At 51.4% G+C, this 17,727-nt stretch carries 29 protein-coding genes; 1 reads left to right on the top strand and 28 read right to left on the bottom strand.

All coding sequences use genetic code 11. The features are described from left to right. Window positions 1-1,899: 1,899 nt before the first annotated feature. Both DWX39_RS06535 and DWX39_RS06540 read right to left on the bottom strand, forming a co-directional pair. Entirely contained in the window at window positions 1,900-2,550 is a 651-nt protein-coding gene (locus DWX39_RS06535; protein ID WP_147336385.1) for a small VCP/p97-interacting protein, read from the bottom strand. 126 nt (window positions 2,551-2,676) lie between these two features. Further along, on the bottom strand, window positions 2,677-3,120 hold the full coding sequence (locus tag DWX39_RS06540) for a hypothetical protein (RefSeq protein ID WP_117758919.1): 444 nt from the start codon (window positions 3,118-3,120) through the stop codon (window positions 2,677-2,679). A gap of 237 nt (window positions 3,121-3,357) precedes the next feature. Between DWX39_RS06540 and DWX39_RS06545 the strand changes: the two genes are divergently transcribed. Beyond that, the gene (locus DWX39_RS06545; RefSeq protein WP_117758920.1) at window positions 3,358-3,621 is read left to right on the top strand and encodes a hypothetical protein; all 264 of its coding nucleotides are present in this window, start codon (window positions 3,358-3,360) and stop codon (window positions 3,619-3,621) included. A gap of 349 nt (window positions 3,622-3,970) precedes the next feature. Here the strand turns inward: DWX39_RS06545 and DWX39_RS06550 are convergent, their stop codons facing one another. The 26 genes from DWX39_RS06550 to DWX39_RS06675 all read right to left on the bottom strand — a co-directional run bounded on the left by DWX39_RS06550 (window position 3,971) and on the right by DWX39_RS06675 (window position 17,723). Further along, window positions 3,971-4,741 (bottom strand): hypothetical protein, encoded by a 771-nt coding sequence (locus DWX39_RS06550; RefSeq protein WP_117758921.1) that lies wholly within the window; start codon window positions 4,739-4,741, stop codon window positions 3,971-3,973. Between the two features lie 171 nt (window positions 4,742-4,912). Further along, on the bottom strand, window positions 4,913-5,629 hold the full coding sequence (locus tag DWX39_RS06555; RefSeq protein WP_117758922.1) for a DUF2786 domain-containing protein: 717 nt from the start codon (window positions 5,627-5,629) through the stop codon (window positions 4,913-4,915). After that, the gene (locus tag DWX39_RS06560) at window positions 5,626-6,009 is read right to left on the bottom strand and encodes a hypothetical protein (RefSeq protein ID WP_117758923.1); all 384 of its coding nucleotides are present in this window, start codon (window positions 6,007-6,009) and stop codon (window positions 5,626-5,628) included. The genes DWX39_RS06555 and DWX39_RS06560 overlap by 4 nt, the downstream gene beginning before the upstream one ends. 95 nt (window positions 6,010-6,104) lie before the next feature. Next, on the bottom strand, window positions 6,105-6,305 hold the full coding sequence (locus DWX39_RS06565; RefSeq protein WP_117758924.1) for a hypothetical protein: 201 nt from the start codon (window positions 6,303-6,305) through the stop codon (window positions 6,105-6,107). A 146-nt stretch (window positions 6,306-6,451) separates the two neighbouring features. Then, the gene (locus DWX39_RS06570; protein WP_117758925.1) at window positions 6,452-6,823 is read right to left on the bottom strand and encodes a hypothetical protein; all 372 of its coding nucleotides are present in this window, start codon (window positions 6,821-6,823) and stop codon (window positions 6,452-6,454) included. Window positions 6,824-6,995: 172 nt separating this feature from the next. After that, the gene (locus DWX39_RS06575; RefSeq protein WP_117758926.1) at window positions 6,996-7,328 is read right to left on the bottom strand and encodes a hypothetical protein; all 333 of its coding nucleotides are present in this window, start codon (window positions 7,326-7,328) and stop codon (window positions 6,996-6,998) included. A 138-nt stretch (window positions 7,329-7,466) separates the two neighbouring features. Continuing rightward, window positions 7,467-7,763: a hypothetical protein gene (locus tag DWX39_RS06580; protein WP_117758927.1), complete on the bottom strand. Its 297-nt coding sequence runs from the start codon at window positions 7,761-7,763 to the stop codon at window positions 7,467-7,469. A gap of 148 nt (window positions 7,764-7,911) precedes the next feature. Next, window positions 7,912-8,514, bottom strand: coding sequence for a hypothetical protein (locus DWX39_RS06585; protein WP_233508895.1), 603 nt, complete (start codon window positions 8,512-8,514; stop codon window positions 7,912-7,914). A 137-nt stretch (window positions 8,515-8,651) separates the two neighbouring features. After that, the gene (locus DWX39_RS06590; protein ID WP_117758928.1) at window positions 8,652-9,026 is read right to left on the bottom strand and encodes a hypothetical protein; all 375 of its coding nucleotides are present in this window, start codon (window positions 9,024-9,026) and stop codon (window positions 8,652-8,654) included. 122 nt (window positions 9,027-9,148) lie between these two features. Further along, window positions 9,149-9,487, bottom strand: coding sequence for a single-stranded DNA-binding protein (locus DWX39_RS06595; protein WP_117758929.1), 339 nt, complete (start codon window positions 9,485-9,487; stop codon window positions 9,149-9,151). Window positions 9,488-9,713: 226 nt separating this feature from the next. After that, entirely contained in the window at window positions 9,714-10,019 is a 306-nt protein-coding gene (locus tag DWX39_RS06600; protein ID WP_117758930.1) for a hypothetical protein, read from the bottom strand. Between the two features lie 131 nt (window positions 10,020-10,150). Then, a complete protein-coding gene (locus DWX39_RS06605) occupies window positions 10,151-10,390 on the bottom strand; it encodes a hypothetical protein (RefSeq protein ID WP_117758931.1) in 240 nt (79 codons plus the stop codon). 147 nt (window positions 10,391-10,537) lie between these two features. After that, window positions 10,538-10,951: a hypothetical protein gene (locus tag DWX39_RS06610; RefSeq protein ID WP_117758932.1), complete on the bottom strand. Its 414-nt coding sequence runs from the start codon at window positions 10,949-10,951 to the stop codon at window positions 10,538-10,540. A 503-nt stretch (window positions 10,952-11,454) separates the two neighbouring features. Next, window positions 11,455-11,775, bottom strand: a complete 321-nt coding sequence (locus DWX39_RS06615) for a hypothetical protein (RefSeq protein WP_117758933.1) — start codon at window positions 11,773-11,775, stop codon at window positions 11,455-11,457. 158 nt (window positions 11,776-11,933) lie between these two features. After that, the gene (locus DWX39_RS06620) at window positions 11,934-12,170 is read right to left on the bottom strand and encodes a hypothetical protein (RefSeq protein WP_117758934.1); all 237 of its coding nucleotides are present in this window, start codon (window positions 12,168-12,170) and stop codon (window positions 11,934-11,936) included. A 143-nt stretch (window positions 12,171-12,313) separates the two neighbouring features. After that, the gene (locus DWX39_RS06625; RefSeq protein WP_117758935.1) at window positions 12,314-12,673 is read right to left on the bottom strand and encodes a hypothetical protein; all 360 of its coding nucleotides are present in this window, start codon (window positions 12,671-12,673) and stop codon (window positions 12,314-12,316) included. Between the two features lie 70 nt (window positions 12,674-12,743). Continuing rightward, window positions 12,744-12,953, bottom strand: a complete 210-nt coding sequence (locus DWX39_RS06630; RefSeq protein WP_117758936.1) for a hypothetical protein — start codon at window positions 12,951-12,953, stop codon at window positions 12,744-12,746. A 176-nt stretch (window positions 12,954-13,129) separates the two neighbouring features. After that, window positions 13,130-13,699 carry a signal peptidase I gene (gene lepB, locus DWX39_RS06635; RefSeq protein WP_158559673.1) on the bottom strand — a complete coding sequence of 190 codons (570 nt, stop codon included), beginning with the start codon at window positions 13,697-13,699 and terminating at the stop codon, window positions 13,130-13,132. Between the two features lie 9 nt (window positions 13,700-13,708). After that, window positions 13,709-14,065 carry a hypothetical protein gene (locus tag DWX39_RS06640; protein WP_117758938.1) on the bottom strand — a complete coding sequence of 119 codons (357 nt, stop codon included), beginning with the start codon at window positions 14,063-14,065 and terminating at the stop codon, window positions 13,709-13,711. A gap of 26 nt (window positions 14,066-14,091) precedes the next feature. Then, window positions 14,092-14,844 carry a DNA/RNA non-specific endonuclease gene (locus DWX39_RS11235; protein WP_233508896.1) on the bottom strand — a complete coding sequence of 251 codons (753 nt, stop codon included), beginning with the start codon at window positions 14,842-14,844 and terminating at the stop codon, window positions 14,092-14,094. A 277-nt stretch (window positions 14,845-15,121) separates the two neighbouring features. Continuing rightward, window positions 15,122-15,517 carry a DUF2493 domain-containing protein gene (locus DWX39_RS06650; protein WP_117758939.1) on the bottom strand — a complete coding sequence of 132 codons (396 nt, stop codon included), beginning with the start codon at window positions 15,515-15,517 and terminating at the stop codon, window positions 15,122-15,124. A 165-nt stretch (window positions 15,518-15,682) separates the two neighbouring features. Beyond that, window positions 15,683-16,243, bottom strand: coding sequence for a hypothetical protein (locus tag DWX39_RS06655; RefSeq protein ID WP_117758940.1), 561 nt, complete (start codon window positions 16,241-16,243; stop codon window positions 15,683-15,685). A 12-nt stretch (window positions 16,244-16,255) separates the two neighbouring features. Continuing rightward, window positions 16,256-16,495, bottom strand: a complete 240-nt coding sequence (locus DWX39_RS11360; RefSeq protein ID WP_117758941.1) for a Lar family restriction alleviation protein — start codon at window positions 16,493-16,495, stop codon at window positions 16,256-16,258. Window positions 16,496-16,507: 12 nt separating this feature from the next. Further along, on the bottom strand, window positions 16,508-16,711 hold the full coding sequence (locus DWX39_RS06665) for a hypothetical protein (protein ID WP_117758942.1): 204 nt from the start codon (window positions 16,709-16,711) through the stop codon (window positions 16,508-16,510). Further along, complete coding sequence (locus tag DWX39_RS06670; protein ID WP_147336386.1) at window positions 16,704-17,144, bottom strand: hypothetical protein; 441 nt, start codon at window positions 17,142-17,144, stop codon at window positions 16,704-16,706. Before DWX39_RS06670 ends, DWX39_RS06665 begins: the two co-directional genes overlap by 8 nt. A gap of 3 nt (window positions 17,145-17,147) precedes the next feature. Next, complete coding sequence (locus DWX39_RS06675; protein ID WP_117758944.1) at window positions 17,148-17,723, bottom strand: hypothetical protein; 576 nt, start codon at window positions 17,721-17,723, stop codon at window positions 17,148-17,150. Window positions 17,724-17,727 lie beyond the last annotated feature (4 nt).

Below are 17,727 nucleotides of genomic sequence, written 5' to 3' on the forward strand. Positions count from 1 at the left end.
GTTGAACGAAGCTGGCGTGCAAAATGGCCTTATGGGTAGTTTGGGGCACGTTTTTAGGTGGGCTCAGGTGTTGCCGCAGCGGCATCCATAATTGGCAAGGCCGTTTTGCACCTGCCGCCTGTCCGCAGGGCTGGCGGCCGCGCCGCGGGGTGATCGGCCCCTGCTTGGGGCAATTTCTGCTATTCCGTGGCGTGTGGTCGGGACGTTGGGAAATGTCTGACAGCCTGCTATTGATTGCCTAGGTAATGTCTGACAATCCCACAGCCGAGGAGCGTAAATGTCTGACAGGACATAAGGTTCGTGATGAATGTCCGACAATGAAACAGATGGGGAACAGGGCTAGCAAAGAAGTTACGGGCGATGAAAGTAGGTGTGTTTTGAAAATGCGCTTGGCAGGAAACCACAGTGATCTGCAATTCGGATCAGGTAGCGCACTCCCCTATTTGGTGAGCGGTTCAGTAGTCTGGGATCGAGTTCTGATGTGTGTGCGGCAATTAGTAAGTTATATACGAGTTTCGATTTGAACAACGGCGGAAATAGTTCGACAACAAACTATTTGTAAGGTTGATTGGGTTCTAGCAATAAGATTTGAACGCTGATTTGGTTGTTGTTCGGGAGTGCAGTCGATATTTGCAAATGCCTTTGTATTAACTTAGAAAGTCGGTAAATGTGTTCCGTGCAACGCAAAACGATGGTGCGAACGCTTCGTGTTTGATGATTGTTGGCAAAAAGAAAGCCAGTTCTTCCAATTTAGAAACGCAAATTGACTACGTATTATTGATGGACTGGCAGCTGAAATAGAAAAGAAAAGCGCTTCGCGTAACGATTGATGCACGCCGTAAATTAAAAACTGGTTGCAGTTCTGAGACTGAAAACGTTATTCGATATAAAGGAAATCAAAAACTGCTGGTAATCTTATTGCACAGCAATATGGGCTATTCAGGCCGGTTGCGAAGCTATTTTCGCCTTTGGATAAATAGAGTAAGAACAAATAGTGATACTGCGGAGTGCCATTCAAGGCACTCCGCTTGGTTTGCAAATTGCTTTAAATCGTACGCAGGATAGTACCCGCAACCATAAATTACAACCTGAAATCAGCGCACGTAAAGGACGGAAGTAATTGCTGAAGAATATAAATGAGCGATAAAAACATGTGGACATGGGTGAGCTGATAGGTTTTCGTTCTCGCTTCTGCGTGTGAATCAGGCATTAGCTTCTGCCATATTTGATGGGATGCAATGACAACCCTAACGAGTGGATAGATAGATTCCGTTTGATTCCTAAAAAGCAAACGGGCAAAAATACGCAGAATACAATCCCAAATAAGCCGCGCAATTCAAATGCATCGGCATTTCGGCGGAATTATAAGAATATGAATAATAGCAAACAGTGATACCGCGGAGTGCCATTCAAGGCACTCCGCATGCGTTTCAATTAGTCTCAAGTTGGTGTTTGGTTGGTATCTGGACTGCAATTTAAAATTGAAATTAGAACTGCCCTATAAGAATCTCAGCCCTGCTGAATTAAATGTTCGCTGGCGTTTTGAAGCAAAAGCAGTGCATCGGCAATTGAAATTCTTTAGGACGGTGAGTTGAAATCAGATAGCAAAGTAGATCTAAATCATCGTCTGAAAGCCTGTGAAGATGCTCAACCTATTCATGCATGAAACAGGCGGCAACAAAAATGTCGCACCTCTGTCGCAGTAATGTCGCACCTCGGCCGCGAAATTAAAAAACTATCGGCCGAATATAGTCCTGCCAGGCTCTTGTGCAACGAGCCGATGAACATCTAAATCAGCTATCAAGACTGCTTTTGAAGAAAGAAAATGGATCAATCCAAAATGAATTGACCCAATAACTCGAGGCTGGAGATATATAAGAAGCGAGGGTACAGATAATCCTAAAGGAAGAACTGATCGTCCTTTTCTTCCTTTTCAGACTGTTCTTCAAGCTCGAAATCAACCTTCCAATCGCCGCGAACGACACGGACGATAATCAAGCCGATCGTAAACGCTACGATAACGAATACGTAGATCGCCTCGAACATAAACAGCTTTTGAAATAGATAGACGGCTGCAAGCGCTTCTACCTTTGCCGCCGAAGTCATCCATTCATGCTTGATAACCTCAAAGAAGATGATAGATGCAATCGAGAAGACAATCGATCCGATTGATACGCCACTGAGAAGTTTGCAAAGAATACTCGTGTGTATCGCGGCTGAAATATCTTCGACCTGCTTCTCGAGTTTTGCATGGATGCTATCAATGAACTGCTTTCGTTTATCTGTTCGCCGCTGCTTCTCCTCGGCTCGCGCCTGCTTCTTTTTGAGGGCGTTCTCCTCTTTAATCTGCTTTGCCTCGAGTCGTTCGGCCTTTCTTTTCTCAATTGCCTCGGCTCGGAGCTTCTCCTCGTGGCGCTTATGTTCAGCTTCGATTCGGTCGATAATCTCACAGTATTCATCATGTGAGACGATCTTTAGGTCGCTCGTGCCGGGGTGTTGTAAACCGGGGCGGCAATCTGCACACGCCTTGCCGCAGGAAAAGAGTTTCATTCGGGAACAGCCACACTCACAACGGTTACAAGGAGAATAAAGTCCATCGCAGTTGCGACTCTCGAGTTCGGACGAAACAATTGTCTTTAGATCTAGGTCTTCCAGTTTCGTACGCTTCATCTGCACCTACTCCGCCTTGCCGTGGTCGATGCAGTATGGGGCGATTCGATAGCCGTTGGGCGCCTCTTTTGTTCCGACCCTGTCTTTGTATTTGAAGAGGAGGACACGATGACCGACCAGGTCACGTTCCCAAATCTTCTTTACCGCGCTCTTATGGTTGGAATCAACGCGCTCGGAACGGATCCTCTCCTCCTTTTCTCCGTTGTCCGCTTGGAACTTAATCAGGTAACGCTTCGAAGATTCCTCGAACTCAATCGAGTTAATCGTTGCCGCGATTCGTACCGAACGGCCAATCATGGACGGCAACGAGCGATCGGCCGTGAGACGTTCCAGCTTTAGCATTTCCTGGGCAACGGCGAGCTCTAGGTTGTCGCCCCTCCTGCCGCTCAAGAGCAAGGCGAAATACGCCATACGAATGGTTGCCGGGTCGAATTGGGTATCGTTATCCATCTGTCCTCCTAATGTGGGAATTAGTTCTTACATCTTGGGACAGACTGAATATATCCAGCGTGATTTGCCGCTGAGGCAATCTCACGAGCGAACCGAGGACGATTGAGGGACGATCCGGCACTGTTTTCAGTGCTTTTGGCAGGGGTCGGGCAACGGCCGATCGCATTGTCGCGTCTAGGAAATAGCTAGAATGGCTATAATCAGAATAGACTATCGTATATCTGAAAGAGGTATCCAGTGCTTGAACGAATCGGTTCGTCCGACGCTATTCGCTATATGGTGCAGGATTGCGGTATGACACTGCAGGATGCATCGATTAAAACCGGCAAGCAGAAAGGCAGTCTGTCAACGCGACTGCACAACAATACGCGATTCACCATCGATGAGTTTGTAAAGATCTGCGATGCGTGTGGCTGGCAGCTCGTACTTAAACGCGGAAACAAACAGTTCGACCTGCGTGGGATTGACGAGAACAAACAGCGGACCGATGTGAAAAAGTAGCGCTCTGATCAGCTTTCGTCGCGTTTCTTCCAGTAATTGCATCGGTTCGAATGGGCGGTCTCGAACTCATGGCCGTCCCTGCGGTGGCATATGTACTCAACTTTCGTATCTTCGGGACGGTGCAAATCGTCCGGAACGTTTCCGTTGCAAGTGCAATAGAGGCAGTCCGCGCATTTTCGTTTGGCATTTTCGGCTTGTTCCAAGGAGCGCCATTCTGCCCTGATCATTCCATCGCTTATGGTCATTGATAGGTCACTTTCCATTCATCATCCAATAGAAGCGATGCCACGGCATGCTTCGCGCTGGGTCTAGCCATTGGGTTGCAACTGTTTCAGCCCGCAGGACGGTCTTAGACGTATGCGAAATCAACAACGGTCTTGCCATCGGCCATGAGTTTCTTGGAAGCCGCGAGGGCTGCAAGGTTATCGATACGTTCCCGTTTCGAAAGGGTCCCGAGACGGGTCATGGGATGATACGGCATCGGATTGGGCTTGCTTTTGAGAAGCTCCGCGGTTCGGATCTCAATCGTGTCGGCGTAATCCTCCAGGAAGTCCCATGCCTCGTCTACCGGCAGCATCGTGTCGCGCTTGGGGTTCTTCCAGTCTTTTACCGAGCGACCTGTAATGCCCAGCCCCATTGCAATCTCTGACGTCGGCACTCCCAAGATATCTGCCCAGGCGGAAAACTCGGCCTTCGGATCGAGGTCGGGAAAATCGTCCAAGTGCTGCTCGATCCATTCATCATCGCGGCACGCATAGACAAATGAGCACTCTATATCCTTAGCCTCAAGTTGGTCGGCAACGAGATGACTCGCTAGATTGTAGAGGCCCATCGGTTCGGTCTCGGGCAGATCCTCGTCGCGATACCAGCGAAGGATATGTCGGCCGAACTTCTCGGCAGACTCATTCGCCTCGTTCAGGCAATGCATTGTAAGGTTTCCGAGCTTCTCGGTTTGGTCGTAGACCCAATCAAAGGCGTCCTTGACCGGAACGCAATAGAGCTCGGGGTCGAGCCATTTGCGCACGCTCGACACGCGAACATCGATGCCTCGTGCGAGGTCTTCGGGCTTGAGCCACAAGTTATCGAGCTGGGCCTGCATTGAACATTTGAAGTCGAACATAATCGTCCCTTCCTGTAGCGGGGTCGCATGACTCATTGCAGTCATGCATTTTGTCTAATTCTATCAGTACGATAGCGAACCAACTCCACCCAAATCGGCGCTAATTTTCCTATGGCCATATATAGGAAATGGATGGGGAGGGCATCACCCTCCCCTATTTGGTGTCGGTCGCTATGCGCAGGATGCGATACGGTCGCCCTGACCGAAGCCGTAACCGTCTTGCCTGCCGGCATCCTCGATTGAGTGATCGGAGGAGACGGTAATGGGGCGGGGCTTCATCTTTTTGCAGTTCAGTTCGTCATTCATGTAGCGATTGACGCTCTCGGGTACCACGATCGCCAAGGCCATGGTCTCGTCCTGCTCAAGCTGCTCACGGTAGGAGTTCTCGAGCCCCTGAATGAAACCGAGGCAATAGCTGTTCTTCACACCCGCACGCCGCCCAATCTTGGTTCCATTCTGTTCGAAACGTTTGCCGCAGAACTTCTTGAAACACGTCTCAATCGCATGCTTGGTGGCACGGAAACAACCGGCTGCGACCGTAGCGTCCTGGCTTTCACCGACGAAAACGAAACGGCTACCGGTCACGGTGTGGCGGCCGCTCCAATAGTCATATGCGCCATGGCTCGTCTGCATGTAGTAGCGGCAACGGTAGTTCTTCGCGATAACGTATGCGAGGACCTTGACCCATTCCGGAACGCGCTTGCCGAGATCTTCGGCATACTCGTTGACATCGGGGGCATCGTCGTCGAGGTCGATATCGTCGATGGTCATGTTGTTCGCGGCAAGGAGGCGCTGGAGGGCAAGGGATGCCGCCCTGGCTTCGCCCTCGGAAGTCGCGCCATCAATCATGGCGAGAATCTTCTTGAGCTTGGAATCGATAGGGTTCATGAGGTATCTCCCTTCGGGCGTGCGAAACGCCTTTCGTTTCGCTTATCGAGATATAGTATAGTTGAATATGGGCGGAGATACAAGGGCCATCTAAGACAAATGACTTTAGAAAGCTCGGTCAACTTAATGTTGGCGTAAGGATCCCAATCGCGTATTTCATCCTTGCGAAGAAGAAATCTCTCAAGCCGGTCTTGGGCTCTCTCCTGCACTTCGCGTCGATTGTATCCGTAAGCCTCGCAAAGGTCACCAACGATATCGAGGGTCTCCCGCCTCTCGATCCCGCGTCTTTCGATATCGCGGAGCATCGCATAGTCCAGTTCAATCCCGTAGAGCTCATCGCCCAGGAGCTTTATCAGGTCATTTTTCTTGAGAACAAGCATTGGTTTTGAATCGTCCTCCTCAATTCATGCGAAGCGTTACAACGAGAAGAGACGCCGGCGCGATTTAATCGGCTGCGTCTCTTCCAAATTGAGGTCTAATACAGGTCGGCTGCTCGGAATTGGGACTCGGCGAGCCAATAGCCGGCCGTGTGGCCGAGGTTCTCGGCGGCCAGCTTGGCGATTTCCATGGCGCCCTGCTTTGCCGCCTTGCAGGCAACCTGATCGCCTGCATCGGCAGCTTGCCAGCAATCGGCGATACAGTTTGCAATCTTCTCGATGTAGTCCTGTTTGTTCATCAGTCGTTTCTCCTTACGGGTTTGCGGAGCGCCGTTCGTTCCGCTTGTCGGCATATAGTATAGTTGAATATGGGGAGGGTTTCAAGCTCGATTGGGGATAATAGCACGAAAAAGGCGACCGGAAACGATCGCCTTGAGTCGCTAAACTATGCTCCGAATACAGGCCAGTTGTCGATGTTATCGGTGTCGTAGCCCGTGTACACGTTGTCCTCATCCGTCACGTAATACTCGAAGATATCGGAGTAACCGAACCTCTTCATGTCGGACTCGATCCAGTTCATGATTTCGTCCGGACACGGCAGGTGCTTAGCCTTGATAACCATGCTGTAGTCATCAGCAAAACCGACTACGATGAAATAGACACCATCATAGGTAGTCGGGGTGACGAAATCGCCACGCAGATACAGGTCGCGCTTGCCTTTCTCGCGCTGCTCCGTCAAATAGTTTTCGGCCTCTTCCCAGTCTAGGAACTGAAATTCGTTAACCTGCACGCCTTTGCCGTTGACCAATGTAATCATGGAGATATCTCCTTCCGATTTGCAGGACGCCCTTCATCCCACTTTGCTTAATGATAGTATAGGGGAATATGGGAGGAAATTCAAGATCTAGCTGGGAAAACGGTATGAAATAGGGGCATCGGATAACCGATGCCCCTATTCTCGATATCAAGGAAATATCTTTGGGCTTCTCCTAATCGTCGATGAAGTGATGGTCGTGCCCGAAGTCTGTCTGGCGGCACAGCGCGTCGATATAGCGCAGGCGTTCGTCTATATCCTTCGCGATCTTCATGTCGACCATGCTGGCATAGTCGTCAGTCATGCTTAGAGCAGTTAAAGCATCAGAGAAAAGCCAACAGGTCTTCTCGAACTCTGCCCTGAACGTCGCAATCTTCTCGGCTGCGACCTCGCGAGAAACGAGCTGGTTCCTCATCCTCTGTAAGGTCTCGATCTGGGTGAGTTTATCGAACTCGCCCGAGTCAATCAACTTGTCAAGCTCCTCGATTATGCTGCGCGTGTCACTCATGGTTGTTCCTTCCACTAGGGTACGGGATGCCTTTCATCCCGCTTGTCTACATATAGTATAGTTGAATATGTATAGGGATGCAAGATCATCTAAGGAATACAGCAGAAAAAAGGCGATCTCGCTAACGCCTTTCCCGTTCTATTGCGCATGTTCTTTCAAGGAGGACAGTACGATTTTCAGGCTCTCTCCTTTCAGCTCTTTTTTGGCTATCGAGCGGAAGTCCTCGGTATAGTCGGGGTCGTTGCCGCTGCACCACTCCTTCGGCATCTCTTGCCAGGAACTCTCATATTCATCTGACGTGCAATCGTCTAAGTAGAAATAGAGACCGTTCGTGTCTTTCAACGCACGCATGACCTTATCGAGATCTGCGTCCTCATACATATCCAAATCAAAGAACCATGTCCTGGTCTCGGTGTACATCACAGTCTTTTTCATTATCGATTCCTCTCAAGGGACTGTATTGTTTTCGCGATTGGGGTATTTCGGCGACTTATGTGATCGCAATCCGAACTAATGGAATTACATTAGCTAGGTTCGTGGTCATATCTTCGATTCGATGCCAAGGGATATCCTTGCCGCTCCCCTATTCCTTGCCGCAGTTATTTCGTTCGACGCGGTGAAAAGCCTGGGATACTGAGCTTACCCCGTCTATGTCGGCTGGACGACTATCGGCAAGGGTCACAGCGAGCTCCTCGACCCCACCAACAAGATGGTCCGCAGTCACAACGCCGTATACGTCGTAGCTCGCGAGACAGTTCCATATATCGTAGCGTTTATGCCACGGCATCGACGCGGTTTGACCGACAATGAGCGCCGCGGATTCGGATGCGATTTGCTCGCCGAAATCTTCGGTGGCAAAGGCAAGGAAAGCGTTTCGCGTATCCGACACGAAATCCTCGGCTGTGTAGGTCGACGTCACGGAATAATTGGACTCAACAATACCGGTCTCGCTATCTTTCGTTTCGGTAAGGATGCCAAACACAAGCTCTGGAGCGACTATATCCTCGAGACCGCGTCGGTTGCAGAATACGACTTCGTGTCGGTAGATGGTCTCTGCCAGGCGCTGGTACCCGCGAAGCTCTCGCCTCGCAAAGTTCAGACTCGAGCGAAACTCGCTGCTTCCAAAAGCTCCGCTAACTTCCTTCTCGCCGATAAATGCTGTTGCCAGATAGCTTTTCGTAGCCATGTCAATTCCCTTCTACTAAGGTCTGCCAAACGCCTAACGTTTCGCTTGTTAGCATATAGTATAGTTAGTTATGGATAGGGATGCAAGATCTCTTAGGAAAAATATAAGGAGTACCGAGATGTCGATACTCCTAGCAACTATTCCTCTTCAAAATCGAAAGCATCGGCAAAGTCTCTGTCCAGCAATACAGCTTCCTCCTCGAGTGCCAGATGAAGGTCTGTCTTGGACAGGGCCAGATTAACCCCGCAAAGAGCCAACATGTCCGCATCGACCGGAATAGCATAGGCATCAAACTTCTCAAGTAAATCGAGATCACCGGCCACCAATGCTTGGAAGTCCTGTGCTGCCTCGCATCCCCGCCCCGGCAAATACCTCGAACAGCGGCGGAAAACCGAATCCCTAGAATCAAAGGGGTAAATTGCCGCGCCCACGTAAATGCTTCCGTCCTGTGCTTTATAAGCGACGATATTTGCGCGGCTGTAGGCATCCGAATATTTAAAATCAACTACCATACGCTCCGCCAATCTATAGATTGCTGGATAATTCCATCGCGAAAAAACGCGGAACGGCTATCGTTCCGCTAGTTGCATATGTCAAAAGGCAGACGATCTTGCGACCACCTGCCCTTTGGTTCCTACTGGTCTCGACGCTGGGCCATGAATTCGATATCCTCGACGATCACCTCGAGCTTGGTACGATGCTGTCCCTCCTTCTCCCACTGGGTGAAGCGGAGCTTTCCCTCGATGGCAATCTTGTCGCCTTTCTGCATGTGCTTGGAGACAGCCTCGGCGCGGGTTCCGAACATGGAGCAATCGACGAAATTGGGGTAATCCTCCCACTCGCCGGTCTGCGCGTTGCGACGGCGGTCGTTGACGGCAAGGCCAATCGAGAGGACGGGGGTACCGCCTGCGGTAGCGCGGAGCTCGGGGTCACGGGTGAGGTTGCCGGAAAGCAGAACGCGATTGATAGACATGGTGTGTGTTCCTTCCACTAGGGTCTACGGGATGCCATTCATCCCGCTTGTTGACATATAGTATAGTTGATAGTGGAGCTGGGTGCAAGATCAAATCGAGAAAAGTTCGAAAAAGTTGGGGAGTAATCGAATAGAACTCAAGGGTTCAAGGTTGTGCATCTAACGGAAGAGGGCGATCGTTGCCAATCGCCCTCTAGGTTATCTTTGCAGTCCTCGTGTGTCCTACCTATCCAATCACAACGCACTTGGGAACACGGTAGTAAGCGCAGTCCTCGTCGGTAAGCACGCCGACAAGATCGGCAAAGGGTGTGTATCCATCGTTTTTCTCCGAGTCATTCGGTGTGAAAACACGGGGAACATAAATCATATTGCCCTCCGCGTCAGTCGACAATCCCACAGGCATCCTCGCGATAGACTTGTCGATAGAGATCAATTCGTTCAGTCTGGACATCAGTTCGCGCACTGTCATGGGACGGATCAGACCGTCGTCCACCCTGGTCACGTACCTGGAAATATCGTTCGTGTTGGGCATTTGAGGTTCCTTCCTTTAAGTGTACGGGATGCCTTTCATCCCGCTTGTATTGAATATGGATTGGGATACAAGATCGACCGAGAAAATAGGATGAAAAGGGCATCGGATAGGTCGATGCCCTTTTGTTGGGACTAATTGCCAAACAGGTCGCGGTAGCTTTCGTCGTTCCACTCGGAAATCGGATCATCACAGCTGTCGTCGGACTCGACCTCAGTTTCGAGCGAATACTCGCCGCAGTTCTCGAAGTCATTCCAGAAAGCATTGCTCTCTATGATTCGACCCAAACGCTCCAGGGCATCATTCTCGTCCTTGCCCTCAACGACGAACAGACCTTCACGATGCTCGGTGACCTTGATTGTGAAGTTTTTCATGGGGTGTCTCCCTTCGGGTTTGCGGGATGCCCTTCATCCCGCTTGTTGACATATAGTATAGTTGAATATGGGTAGGGATGCAAGATCCAACTGGGAAATCGTTCACACAAAAGGCGGTCGCGAGACCGCCTTTTGTGTGAAATGAAGTTATTCCAGACCCCAGACACACTCCTCACCGAGCTTTTTAAGCATCTTGCGGGTCAAGTCGTCCTTTGCGTAATCGAGTGCGCCGTGGATCTCCGAATTATCGTATCCGGGCTGCTGGCAGGCCTGATACTCGTAGCACTCGATGCAGCCGTACTTCTCGCCGAGGGTGAAGGGCTTCCCGTCCTGCTTCTGCGTGAGCTTGAACTCATGGGCGCGGGTATGCTTGCCGTAGTACTCGTTGACGGAAGCGTAATTGGCATCGAGAAGCATCTGCCCGACAATCTGGCCGCAAGTCGCGGGGTTGTACTTGACGCCCGACTCCTCGTCCTTCAAGCTCGCCGGCTCGAAATCGGTGTCTGCCATTGCGGCGACGATTGCGGAAATCGTGAGATCGGAAACGACGTAGCAGCTCATATCAATATCTCCTAACTGGCGTGCAGGATGCCATTCATCCCGCTTGTTGGCATATAGTATAGTTGTTTACAAAGGAGGACGCAAGGTCATTCAGGAAAATAGTCCAGAAAAAAGCAGCCATGGAGCTACTAATTTCATTTCAGGTTATTCTGTCCCATTCAATGATTTCAGAACCATATTTCGGGCTTCTCCCGCTAGCTCCCTTTCCGCAACCCCTCGGAAATACTCGGTAGCGCGATCAGTGCAGGGGGATTTCTCGTCTTCTGACGTTTTACTCCATCCGCAGGCAAACTCGTCCTCGGCGCGGTCGGTCAGATAGTAATTGAAGCAGTTCACTGTAATGCCGTCAGGGCCTTCTCGGGTTGCATTTTCTCGTCAACGTCGAGTTCGAAATACCAAGAACGGGTCTCGGTGTATTTGTAAATCTTCTTCATGGTCGTTCCCTTCTCGTTTCAGATGATTCAGGAGGCAACCTTTTAGTTGCCACCTGTCCGGCGAGCTGTCTAAAAGTTCTGAAGCTGCCAGAGGTCAATCAGGGTGTCCAAGACACCAATCTCATAATCGAGGATATCCAAGTCCCTGTCTAGTTTCTGGAATATATAGTCGGCGCCATTCCGTTCGGGCGTATGCAATCTCACCTCAAGCAGAAGTCCAATTCTTTCCATCGCCAGGCGCATCTGGTCGTAATTCGCATTGATGCGGTCTCGAAACGCCCCCGGTTCGGGATCTTCAAGCGCCTTGACCTTGCCCATCAGGCGCTGCGCCTCATGGTTCATGGCTCGAACCCTAGCAATCGTCTCGATCTCCTTGCGATTCGGTTGCATCGTGTCCTCCTTTCAACCGTATGCGTCGATGCGCATGCGGCCGTCAATCTACTCAACTAATCGGGACGTTTCCCAGCTCATGCCACTTGAGCTCAAAGAATTGATCGGAATATTCCTTCATGGGGTTCCTCCTGCTGTTGAGATCGACAATATCTTGCCTAATGAAAGCGAGGCTTCTTGATAGACCATTTCCAAAGCGGTGTCCCCACCCATCGGACGGTTAACTCATGAAGGTTATCGTCGATATCTAGCCCATCGCCGAACTCCGCGACTAGATTGGCGCAATCTTCAAGCATAAACTCGCGAGCATCGGCAAAGCTCTCGAACAGGTCAACAGTTTCGTAGTCATCGTCCTCGGGTCGGGTAAAAATAACCGCCAAGACGTTGTCGTTCATAGAGTGTCTCCTTACGGGTTTGCGGGGCGCCTTTACATCCCGCTTGTTGACATATAGTATAGTTGCATATTAGATAAGATACAACATCTGTCTGGGAAAATTGCACGAAAAAAGGCGATCTTGCGACCGCCTTTTGTTCAGGGCTAGTTGTTGTTCTTGAGAACCTCCACTGCGCCGAATATGACCTGCGAGAAATAGCTGTCGTATCCAGTCATCTGGAAGCCGCAATAATCGCACGCAGGGAGACGTTCGAGCAGCGTTGCGAGAGCCTCGAGATTCTCAATCGCGTCCGCTCGGTTGTTGCGCCTGTTGGCTTCAAATCGGGCCCTCAGGGCATCGCTGCAACCGCTGTCGGTGCCGTACAGGGTTCGGCCGAACTCGGTGTGCTTCTCGTCCATGAGAGCATCGAGATCCCTAGCGCATCCGGGCTTATTTGCCAACTCCTCGGCCGCTTGGCGGCACTCCTTAGCGACTTCATCCAGGCTCATGGTTTCCTCGGTCATTGCGGTTTCCTTTCTCCAAAAGGTATAGGTCGATAAGGTAGGGAGCGCTGTTGCGCTCCCCTGTTGGCGTTTAAAGCGAGCAGCGGTAGGCTTTGACCACTTGGCTAGCACACTCGATGCCATATGCAGTAATAGCCCAAGAGATGGGTAATACGATGCAGTTCAGGTACAGGTAGTAGAACTGGCTGAACCATGCACTGAAAGCGAACGACGCTACGCCAATCAGCGCCATGACAATCCTCGGGAAATAGAAGAGGAAGTCGTCCAATTTACGATTCATAGGGAATCTCCCTTCGGGTCTGCAGGACGCCGTTCGTCCCGCTTGTTGCCATATAGTATAGTTGAATATGGGCAGGGCTGCAAGATCAAAATGAGAATAATAACAAAGAGATTTACGAAAAGGGCATCCATTAAAGGATGCCCTTTTGAGTATGACTAAATGTCAAACTATATGTCTCAAAGGAGGCCGATACGGTTCCAAGGCAGGTAGCGCATGACGCAGATGCCTATCACGCTGTCCTCTGATATCGGGCCGAAATAGCGGGAATCTGCGGAATTCTCCCTGTTGTCGCCCATGACCCAAATCTCGCCCTCGGGAACCTTATAGGGGTAGGATATATGCTTGCCCTTTCCAAGGTACAGCGGATAGGAATCGCCCTTCGCGTAATCCTCCGTGATTTTCTTCCCATCGATATATACCGATCCGTTTTTCATATCGACCGTCTGTCCGGCGCAGGCGACAACACGCTTACATAGGACGTCTTTCTCGGAGCCCTTTTCGGGGTTCTCGAAGACGATAACGTCCCCCGCAGAGGCGGTTTCACCCAACTCCAGGGTAATCTTCTCAGCTAGCACGCTATCGCCGACTCGAAGCGTATCGCACATCGATTCGGTGGGGATGCTGAACGGCTCAATAACGAACGACCTTATCAGTAGAACCGTGCCGATAGCCGCTAGGATTATCGCGGCGTAGATAACGGCGCCCCATGGAATAGGTAGGCGCGTCTCGTTTCCGGGCTCTTCCAAAACAACCACCTAGTCCATAAGGCCTTTCATGCCGATTGCAGTCAAGCCGCCTGAGCCCGTGCTTTGCTTTAAGGCGCTCTGAACCACCTGTTTTTCATTGAGGTAGCTGGCCGAGTCGGCCGGGCTGTGACCGCAATCGTCCTCAACATCCGATTCATGGAAATAGACATACGTTCTCCGAGCCATGACCGAAGGATGCATCCTATATCCAACGGCCTTCGCTTTTGGCGCGAAACCGCGATTGAGCCACTGGTTCAGCGTGCGGAAGCTCGCCCCCAGGTCAGCAGGAAGGTGGTTCTTGATCGGGAGCTCATCCTCCGCATTGGCAGTCACGTCGCGCCCCATAAAAGTCACCGTTGTGTACATGTATGAATCTCCGTTCTGAAATCAAATCAATTTACTTTCGTCGCTTCGCCCGTGGCGTAATCAATCCTGTAGCCAGGCTGAACGTTATAGCAGTAGACATCGAAATCGATGCTCTTGCCCTTATCCGCCAAGGAGTACGCCTGGATGCGGACACCGCGGGCAACCAATTCGCCGTCACGGAAATCGGGGGTCACCTTGTAGTAAACGCGACCGCCGCCGGCAAAGATAAAGTCGCACACCTGCATCTCATAGGGCAGCATGCCCTCGATGTTCATATAGCGGGTTCCCGTGATTAGGTTGCGCTTCTCGGCGTTCATGCCAGACAGGCACCAGGCTACCAAGTGGCAGCGATTGTACAGATACTTGCCATCAAGGGAATCGTCGCGAACCGTGTGCCAACCGGAGGGCCTCACCATTCCGATTGAGCCACGCTTCTCCCCTCGTGCGGGAGCCGTCTCAAGAGACACAACCATCTCGACTGAGCCGCAGCGGCCACTCGAATCGAGATCTGGGAGAATCGGATCAGTAGGTGCCGTTTTAGGTGACAAACCACTCGTATCCGAAAGCGTTACAGACGGGTTGCCGGTGTAGCCAGGAATCGAAATCGGCTGGCTTGCGGTCGAGGTTGCATCAGAAGAATGGGGAGCCGTGACAAACTGATTGGCAGCGGAGACACCGAAGAATCCAGCGCCTTGAGCCAAAAACGAGGTGCCTACGGCAAAGAAGAGCGCGATGCCGAACTCTAGCAGTTGTCTGACTTTCGCATTGGAGATTTTCACGGGCGGCTCTTTTCGGTATGTCGGGTCATTTGTCTCGCATCCTTTCGTATCCAAGTACGGATGCGTCTCCCCGACCGATCGGTCAGCCCTTCGGCAAGTTCAGCCCTGCCTATAATCTAGCGCAGACCGAGAGGTTTTGCCGAGCTGCGCTTGTTCTTCTCCTGTCCGATGCGTCTTGGGGAAACGCATTAACTGACGTTGATTTTAGCACAGGAAAACGACGCGCCGTCAGTTTCCGTTGGATATAACGGTCTGGCGATAAGACATACCTATGAAATCATGTGGCATAAATGCCATGGCGAGGGTCAATCCTGATAATCCTAATAGGGTTGTCGAACTCTTTTGCAAGGGCGAAGCTCTGGGCGGTGCCTTTGCTGTGTCCGTCCCAAAAGGCGATAACGCCGCGGTCGGCATGGGTGGAGATATAGGAATGCATCTCGCGGTTCCTAACGTAACCTGCTCGTTTCCCATATCGGGACCACTCGGCGGGAAAAATCTGCAACGAGTAGCCGAGCTCGCGGGCATAACGCTCCGCCATGGCATCGGTGCCGGATGCACCGCCCGAGACAATCTCGATATCGGTCTTGCCGGCAAGCAGGGCATCGCATTTCGCCTTGAATGAGGCGTAATCGGTATATCCCCTGCTTCCGACTATCAGGCAATGGAATGTCATTTGGAGAACGTCCTCTCATATTGGGTTGCGAGCCGCTTTCCGTCCCGCTGATAGCGCATAGTATAGTTGTATTTGGAGCCGGATACAAGATCCAATCGGTGAAAGAACACTAAAAAAGGCGATCTCTCGACCGCCTTTTGAGAATTGTGCAAGCGCCAAGAGTATCTATTGGAAGTCGTATTCTCCCTGGACGATACTTCCCTTGGGGACATGCATGCGTATCTCGCGCTTTGAGAGCTCTCGTCGATCGCGTGTCCACTCACCTACTATAGGAAACTCGTGAGTTTCACGGATGACCACATGTTGATCGACTACTTCGACCCTCGCAGCATCGGCATCTGCATCCTCGTACACCACTGTATCGTCGGCTGGGTAACTTTTTCTACGATAGCCTCCATCGCCCTTTCTCACCATCACAACATACTCGTCCTGTTCCGTGAGGTATCCAAAAGATAGCGCCGCTTTGCCGTCAAGGCGCGAATCGGTCTTGAGCGAAACCAAGGGATTGGTCTCGACAGCCTCGACGTTTCCATCTACAGCTTCGAGACCCGTCGGAACGCCTGCCTGCAATAAAGCCATTAGAGCCAATCCCATGATTACAGCCAAGGCGCTACACAGATCGAATCGCTTTGGGGATGACTTATGCGCCGTTAAGACGGCACTTAAAATGTAAATCATCCAAGCCAAACCAAAAGCGAATAATATGATCCTAATCCAGAACTCCAATTACAGCTCCCGTCAGTTCTTGAATCTCGTGTTCCATTGGCGAATCAATCCCTCTCGCGCGGCGCTTTCGGCATCGTCTATGGTCTCGGCCACCCCGTCGGGACCGATCATATGCATGTTGCACTCGCCACAGTTCATGATCATGCGGACGCAATAAAGGGTGTTTCCGTCCTTATCGTCCCAGACGTCGACGTCGTATCGGGTCGGCTCTATGTCAGTGTTGCTGCAAAAGGGGCATGGAAGTATATCCAAGACAGTTTCCTTTCAGCAGGGCCTTGATTGGTAGACTATCTCCCGCAGGCGCTTGGAGATATCGTTTCCCGCGCCGCAGATAGCCCTGCCCTCCCAGTACACCGTGTTCGTTATCGATTCAAGGTATTCGGCGAGCCCGATGAGCTCGGCGGGGTCTACGATGACCGAATCGCCATGCATGCTATGGATACGGTCACAATCAGCAGTATCAAACATTTTCCATCCCATTCATTATCAAGACTATCGGATCTTCGAGCTTGTATGTCATATAGTTGCAGCACCATGCGCGCCAGGCGCGGTAAAACGGCTGGCTGTTGACCGAGTCAGCCCAGCCGCAGAAGCCGATAAAGCCGTCGGAGTTGAAACTGACCGCCTCGCGGCCGTTCCACTGGCCGGGACAGTCGATTTTCAGGTATGCCCTTAGGATGCCACCGTCGGGGTTCATCTTACAGCAGAGGCTGTCGTCCTTGCGGCGGGGAATCGTATAGCGTGGAGTCTCGCCCTTGCGGCACGATTCGGCACATTCGAGAGCGATATATCCCTGCAGGGCATCGAAATCATATGGCTCGATGTCCGCATATTGAAATTTAAGAGCCTGCCATAAGGCGCGACATTCCCGAGATGTCATTGCGTTGGTTTCCTCCGGCACCTTTTACCCCACCGTCTTCTCGATCTTGCGGCCGCAGATGGGGCAATGGCGGTAGGAATGGGCGCCGTACTTCCCCTCATCGTGGCCGCATTTGTCGCAAATCCATACGCCAACCCGCTCGCGGACGTATCTACATGTCTGCACGTCAATCTTGTCGGCTAAGTCTCTTGCGGCACATTGCTCGACCGCTGGATATTCCTCGTTGTAGTACTTCACGTCCAAGCCGAGAGCCTCGGCGAGGTCGCAAAGGTCCAGCAGGCCTCGTTGGCCCAAAGTATCGCCGTCCGATATTTCCTCGAAGACTGCGTCCGAGACTGCATAGCGGAGGGACATGGCGATATCACTACGAATCTGCCTTTGGAAGCCGGAATCACCTACAGGGCGATCGATATAGTCTGCAAGTGTGAGCGCGTCGCGCCTCTCAAAAAGGAGTTCCCCTTCGGCATTGTGGCATTCAATGCCCAGCTTAGACAGTGCAGCGGCGACATTGACGTATTCACTGACAGGCTTGGGACCTGCAAGGGCAAGGGAACGGAGCGCACCGGCCATCTCGCGGTTCACGTTGATTAGGTTATCCATATGG

Source organism: Collinsella sp. AF19-1LB, assembly GCF_003459655.1.
In the GTDB taxonomy this organism is placed as follows: Bacteria; Actinomycetota; Coriobacteriia; order Coriobacteriales; family Coriobacteriaceae; genus Collinsella.